The 5,892-nt window shown below is 74.9% G+C and carries 6 protein-coding genes and 1 pseudogene; all 7 read right to left on the bottom strand.

Going from position 1 to position 5,892, the window contains the following annotated elements; all coding sequences use genetic code 11:
• Positions 1 to 237: 237 nt before the first annotated feature.
• On the bottom strand, positions 238 to 870 hold the full coding sequence (gene dhaL / locus C6N75_RS05850) for a dihydroxyacetone kinase subunit DhaL (protein WP_105867766.1): 633 nt from the start codon (positions 868 to 870) through the stop codon (positions 238 to 240).
• Between the two features lie 5 nt (positions 871 to 875).
• Positions 876 to 1,868 carry a dihydroxyacetone kinase subunit DhaK gene (dhaK, locus tag C6N75_RS05845; RefSeq protein WP_105867765.1) on the bottom strand — a complete coding sequence of 331 codons (993 nt, stop codon included), beginning with the start codon at positions 1,866 to 1,868 and terminating at the stop codon, positions 876 to 878.
• A 199-nt stretch (positions 1,869 to 2,067) separates the two neighbouring features.
• Entirely contained in the window at positions 2,068 to 2,667 is a 600-nt protein-coding gene (locus C6N75_RS05840) for a dihydrofolate reductase family protein (protein ID WP_105867764.1), read from the bottom strand.
• Positions 2,668 to 2,781: 114 nt separating this feature from the next.
• Positions 2,782 to 3,762 carry an ABC transporter substrate-binding protein gene (locus C6N75_RS05835; RefSeq protein WP_105867763.1) on the bottom strand — a complete coding sequence of 327 codons (981 nt, stop codon included), beginning with the start codon at positions 3,760 to 3,762 and terminating at the stop codon, positions 2,782 to 2,784.
• Between the two features lie 47 nt (positions 3,763 to 3,809).
• The gene (locus C6N75_RS05830; RefSeq protein ID WP_181160359.1) at positions 3,810 to 4,562 is read right to left on the bottom strand and encodes an amino acid ABC transporter ATP-binding protein; all 753 of its coding nucleotides are present in this window, start codon (positions 4,560 to 4,562) and stop codon (positions 3,810 to 3,812) included.
• Between the two features lie 14 nt (positions 4,563 to 4,576).
• Entirely contained in the window at positions 4,577 to 5,530 is a 954-nt protein-coding gene (locus tag C6N75_RS05825) for an amino acid ABC transporter permease (RefSeq protein WP_105867761.1), read from the bottom strand.
• Positions 5,527 to 5,892, bottom strand: a pseudogene (locus tag C6N75_RS30465) (GNAT family N-acetyltransferase); the annotation flags it as partial. The pseudogene C6N75_RS30465 and the gene C6N75_RS05825, both read right to left, overlap by 4 nt.

The raw sequence follows: 5,892 nt of genomic DNA, 5'->3' as shown, positions 1-5,892 counted from the left end.
CCCCGCCCCCCGAAGTCGGGCGCCCCCCCCCCCCCCGAACCCGCCGCCCCCCGACGTGGCCCGCCTCCGCGACCAGCCCGGCGGTGTTCCCGTGCCCGCCGCCGTGTGGCCCCCCCGCGGCCGCCCCCGGCGCCCTTGCCCCGCCGGTCAGCCCGCGCGCCAGCCCCGCCACCGGCTCCGCCACCTCGGCGCTGTGCGACACCAGCACGATGCCCACCCGCCCCTCGACCGCCGCGCTCATCCCCGCGACCCCTCTCCCGCGGCCTTCTCCAGCGCCGCGAACAGCAGCGCCGACGAGGTCGCCCCCGGATCCTGGTGCCCCTCGCTGCGCTCGCCCAGATAGCTGGCCCGGCCCTTGCGCGCCCGCATCGGCACCGTCGACTCCGCGCCCCGGGCCGCCGCCGCCGCGGCCGCCGCGTACGGACCCGCCGACCCGGCCGCCTCCGCCAGCGCGGCCACCGCCGGCTCCAGCGCGTCCAGCATCGTCTTGTCCCCGGCCTTCGCCCCGCCGAGCTGCCCCACCGCGGCCACACCCGCGCCCAGCGCCTCGGCCAGCGCCGCCGCGTCCACCTCCGGAGCGTCCCCCAGCGCCTTGCCGGTACGCCGCAGCAGCGTCCCGTACAGCGGGCCGGAGGCCCCGCCCACCGTCGAGATGAGCTGCCGCCCGGCCAGCGTCAGCACCGCCCCGGGGGAGTCCGGGGCGTCGTCCTTCGCCAGCTCCGCCGCCACCGCCGCGAAGCCGCGCCGCAGGTTCGCCCCGTGGTCGGCGTCCCCGATCGCCGCGTCCAGCTCGGTGAGGCTGCCGGCCTCCCGCTCCACCGCGGCCGCGGCGGCCGCCATCCACCGCCGGAAGGCGTCCGCGTCCAGCATCGCGCTCACCGTCCCCACCGCAGCGCCGGGGTGCTCACCGGCGCGTCCCACCACCGCAGCAGCTCCTCGTCGGCCCGGCACAGCGTCACCGAGCAGCCCGCCATGTCCAGCGAGGTGACGTAGTTGCCGACCAGCGTCCGCGCCACCGGCACCCCGCGCTCGCCCAGCACCCGCTGCACCTCGGCGTTGAAGCCGTACAGCTCCAGCAGCGGGGTCGCGCCCATGCCGTTCACCAGCGCCAGCACCGGCCCGCCCGGGGGCAGGTCCGCCAGCACCGCGTCCACTGCCAGGTCCGCGATCTCCCCGGACGTCATCATGGGGCGGCGCTCCCGCCCCGGCTCGCCGTGGATGCCGATGCCCAGCTCCAGCTCCCCGGCCGGCAGGTCGAACGACGCGGAGCCCTTGGCCGGCGTGGTCACCGCGCCCAGCGCCACCCCGAAGCTGCGCGAGACGGCGTTGACCTGCCGCCCGATGGCCTCCACCCGCTCCAGCGGGGCGCCCGCCTCGGCCGCCGCCCCGGCGATCTTCTCCACGAACAGCGTCGCCCCCGTGCCGCGCCGCCCCGCCGTGTACAGGCTGTCCGACACCGCGACGTCGTCGTCCACCAGCACCTTGCCGATCCGCACGCCCTCGTCCTCGGCCAGCTCGGCCGCCATGTCGAAGTTGAGCACGTCCCCGGTGTAGTTCTTCACCACGAACAGCACCCCGTGGCCGCTGTCCACCGCGGCCGCGGCCCGCACCATCTGGTCCGGCACCGGACTGGTGAACACCTCGCCCGGACACGCCGCCGCCAGCATCCCCGGCCCGACGAACCCGGCGTGCAGCGGCTCATGGCCGCTGCCACCGCCGGACACCAGCGCCACCTGCCCGGCCACCGGCGCGTCCCGCCGCACCACCACCCGGTTCTCCACGTCGACGGTCAGCTCGGGATGCGCGGCCGCGATCCCGCGCAGCGCATCGGCGACCACGGTCTCCGGAACGTTGATCAGCATCTTCAACGGTGTCTCCTCGCCACGTCGGCCTGCCGGCTTCGCTGACAGGCTTTCATCATCCGCCATGGGCCCGTCGGCCGCACCGCCTGCCGGACGCGCGGCCGCCCTCCCCGTCCACCGCCGCCTCGATCCGCCCGGCGCGCACCACCGCGGCCGGCACGGCCCGGCCCTGCCGCCGCCGCTCCCCCTCGTGGAGGAGCTGCGGCTAACCCTGCGCGGGCCTCATCCGACCGTGCGGGGTCGGCCGGTAGGTCAGCTCCTGGACGTGACCGTCCAGCGTCCGGCTCCCCACCAGCTCCAGGTCGAAGTCGGCCGCGCCCCCGAACACCGGGTCCAGCCCGCTCTGCCCGGTGATCACGGGGAACAGAGTCACCTGGACCCGGTCGACCAGACCGGCCGCCATCAGCGCCCGGTTCATCGACAGGCTGCCGTGCGAGCGCAACGGCGTGTCGGACTCCTCCTTCAACCGTGCGACGACGTCGACGGCGTCCCCGCTCGCCACCCGGGCGTCCGGCCAGTCCAGCGGCTCCCTCAGGGTCGTCGAGACCACGGTCGCCGGCAGCCGCCACATCCGGGTGACCCACGGATCGCGCACGTCGGACTCCTCGGTGCTCTGCGCCAGCATCCGCGCGAACGCCCGGTAGGTGGTCGCACCGAACACCATCCGCTGCTCCTCCTCGTACAGCCCGAGGCGATGCGCGAGCAGCTCGGGGCCCTGCTTCCCCCAGTACCCGGTCCAGTCCCCGCCGGCGGCCCCGAAGCCGTCGAGACTGGAGAAGACGTCGAAGGTGTAGGTGGCGGTCATGGCGCGGTCCTTGCCTTGAGGGGGCGGCGCACGTGCGCCGTGCGTCGTGCTCAAGGGTGGACCGCGCCAGGCGGCGGGACTCATCGGCCGGCGGCGGCCGGCCCCGAGCGCGGGCTACGTGAAGCTCTTGGGCAGGCCGGGCGGGTTGATCTCGGACTTCTCCACGGCCTCGGCGGACAGGCCCCAGCGCCCCAGCACCTTCGCGTAGGCGCCGTTGCCGATGACCTCGTTGAGCGCGGCGGTGATCGGCTCGGCCAGCCCGCTGTCCTTGCGGGTGGCGGCCGCGATGAGCCCTTGCAGGCCGTCGCCCGCGCCGGAGAGGGTGCCGGCGATCTCGCTCCTGCCGGTGGCGGCCACCCGGTACGCGGCGCTCGGACCGGGGCCGAGGTACAGCTCGACGCGGCCGGAGTCCAGGGCCAGATAGACGTCGGAGGCGTCCTTGTAGTACTTGATGTCGACCGGCTCCAGGCCGGCCTTCTCGGCCTGCCGGTTCCAGTCCAGCAGGATCTTCTCCTGGTTGGTGCCGGAGTCCACGGCCACCGTCCGGCCGGCGACGTCCCGGAAGCCGTCGATCTCCAGCCCGCTGCCCTTCTTCGCCTGGAACGCCACCTCGTCCTTGCGGTAGGTGGCGAAGTCGTACTTCTCCTTGCGCTCCTCGGTCACCGTGATGTTGTTGAAGACGACGTCGTACTTGGCGGCGTCCACGCCGACGAAGATGTTCTCCCAGGACACGGCCGTGAACTCCGGCTCCAGACCGAGGGTGTCGGCGACCAGGTGGGCGATGTCGACCTCGACGCCGATGCGGGTCCTGTCGTCGGTGGCGTGGAAGACCAGGGGCGGCGAGCCGTCGGCGGAGTTGACGATCTCCAGGGAGCCTCTCCTGCGGATCGCCTCCGGCACCCTGGCCGCGATGGCGTCGACCTTCGGTGTGGTGACCCGTATCCGGTCGGGGCTGTTGTCGATCGTCACGGACGTCCCCGATCCGTCCCCGGCCGCCACCTCGGTGGTGGCCCCGCCGGTCGGATTGGCGCAGGCGCCCAGGAGGAGTGCGGCGGCGAGCCCGGCGGCGGTCGCGGCGGTACGGCGGGTGTTCACGGTCGTTTCTCCTTGGCGGATGACGGGACGAGGGCGGGGGTGGCGGTTCACAGGACCTTGGCGAGGAAGGCTCTGGTCCGCGGATGGCGGGGGTCGTTTAGCACGGCCGCGGGCGGGCCCTGCTCCACGACCACGCCGCCGTCCATGAAGACCACGGTGTCGGCGACCTCGCGGGCGAAGCCGATCTCGTGGGTGACGACGACCATCGTGGTGCCGCTCGCGGCCAGGTCCTTGATGACGTCGAGGACCTCGCCGACCAGCTCCGGGTCGAGGGCGGAGGTGGGCTCGTCGAAGAGCAGCACCTTCGGCTCCAGGGCGAGGGCGCGGGCGATGGCCACCCGCTGCTGCTGGCCGCCGGAGAGCTGCCGGGGGTAGGCGCCGGCCTTGTCGGCGAGGCCGACCCGCTCCAGCAGCGCGCGGGCCGTCCGCTCGGCCTGACCGCGCGGGCGGCGCAGCGCGGAGACCGGGGCCTCCACGAGGTTCTCCAGGGCGGTGAGGTGAGGGAAGAGGTTGAAGTCCTGGAAGACGAAACCGATGTGGGTGCGCTGCCGCAGGACGTCCCGCTCCCTCAGCTCGTGCAGCCTGCCCCGGGACCTGCGGTAGCCGATCAGCTCGCCGTCGATGCTGACCCAGCCGCCGTCGGCCCGCTCCAGGCGGTTGATGGTCCGCAGCAGGGTGGACTTGCCGGAGCCGGACGGGCCGAGGACCGCGGCGACCTCGCCGGCGCGCACCCGCAGGTCGACGCCGCGCAGCACCTCCAGTGGGCCGAAGCTCTTGCGGACGCCCCGGACGTCGATCATGGGCACGGCCTCGCTCACGGCCTCTCCTTCCGAAGTGAGCGGCGCCCCGCGGCGCGCCCGCGGCCGGCCCCGCGGGCGTAGCGGCGCTCGACGTGGAACTGGGCCACCGACAGGAGGGTGGTGAGCAGGACGTACCAGGCGGTGGCGACCATCAGCAGCGGGATGACCCGGCCGTTGCGGCCGTAGACCACCTGCACCTGGTAGAACAGCTCGCCGATGGCCATCACGTACACCACCGAGGTGCCCTTGAGCAGGCCGATGACCTCGTTGCCCGCGGTGGGCAGGATGGTCCGCATGGCCTGCGGCAGCACGATGCGGCGGATCTGCCGCAGCCGCGGGATGCCGAGCGCGGCGGCGGCCTCCAGCTGCCCGTGCCCGACCGAGAGCACCCCGCCGCGCACGATCTCGGCAGCGTACGCGGCCTGGTGCAGGGAGAGCCCGATGAGCGCCGCCCCGATGGTGCCCACCAGGGCGTTGCCGTCCACCGACCAGAAGACCGGGCCGAACGGGATGCCGACGCCCAGCTCCCGGTACAACGCACCGAGGTTGAACCAGAACACGAGCTGGACGATCATCGGGATGGAGCGGAAGACCCAGACGTAGGACCAGGCGACGGTCCGCAGCAGCGGGTTGCGCGAGAGCCGCATGAAGGCGAGCACGGCGCCCAGCAGGAAGCCCAGCACGGTGGCGCAGGCGGTGAGCTGGAGCGTCACCAGCACGGCCTGCACGATGGTCTCCGACAGCACGTAGTCGGCGAAGACGTGCCACTCCCAGACCGGGTTGGTGACCAGGCCGTGCGCGAACTGGGCGACCAGCACGGCGACGACCGAGGCGGCGGCCCAGCGCCCGTAGTGGCGTACCGGCACCACGCGCAGCGCGGCGAGGTCCTCGGCCGGGTCCGGGGGCCGGCCCCCGGGCGGCGCGGGCAGCGGATCCGGCGGGGCGAGCGGGGCCGTGGTGTCGCTCACCGGCCGGCCCCCGGGGCGTCGGCGAGCCGCTCCTCGAAGGGCAGCGGACCGCCGGCGACCGCCGGATCGGCCCCGGCGTTCCGCAGCGCGGTGCACCCGGCCGGCAGGCACCGCGCGCGGCCCGCGGGCCGGCGCTGACCGGTGGTCGGGACCCGGGCGCATCCGACGGCGGCCGCCGCGCGCTCCGACTCGGCGACGACCGGTCCGGCCGACCGCCGCCGGCGGGCGCGGTGCCTGCGGATCGGCTTCGGCTCGGCGGCGCCCGCGCCGAGGCGGCGGCAGGCGCCACCGGCGACCGGATCGCCGGCCTCCGGCAGCAGGGCCGGCAGCCCGCCGCACGGTGCGGGCTGCCGGCCGGAGGC

The sequence above is a fragment of the Streptomyces solincola genome, from assembly GCF_002982015.1.
GTDB classification, from domain to species: domain Bacteria; phylum Actinomycetota; class Actinomycetes; order Streptomycetales; family Streptomycetaceae; genus Streptomyces; species Streptomyces solincola.
This window is presented reverse-complemented; position numbering and strand designations above follow the sequence as displayed.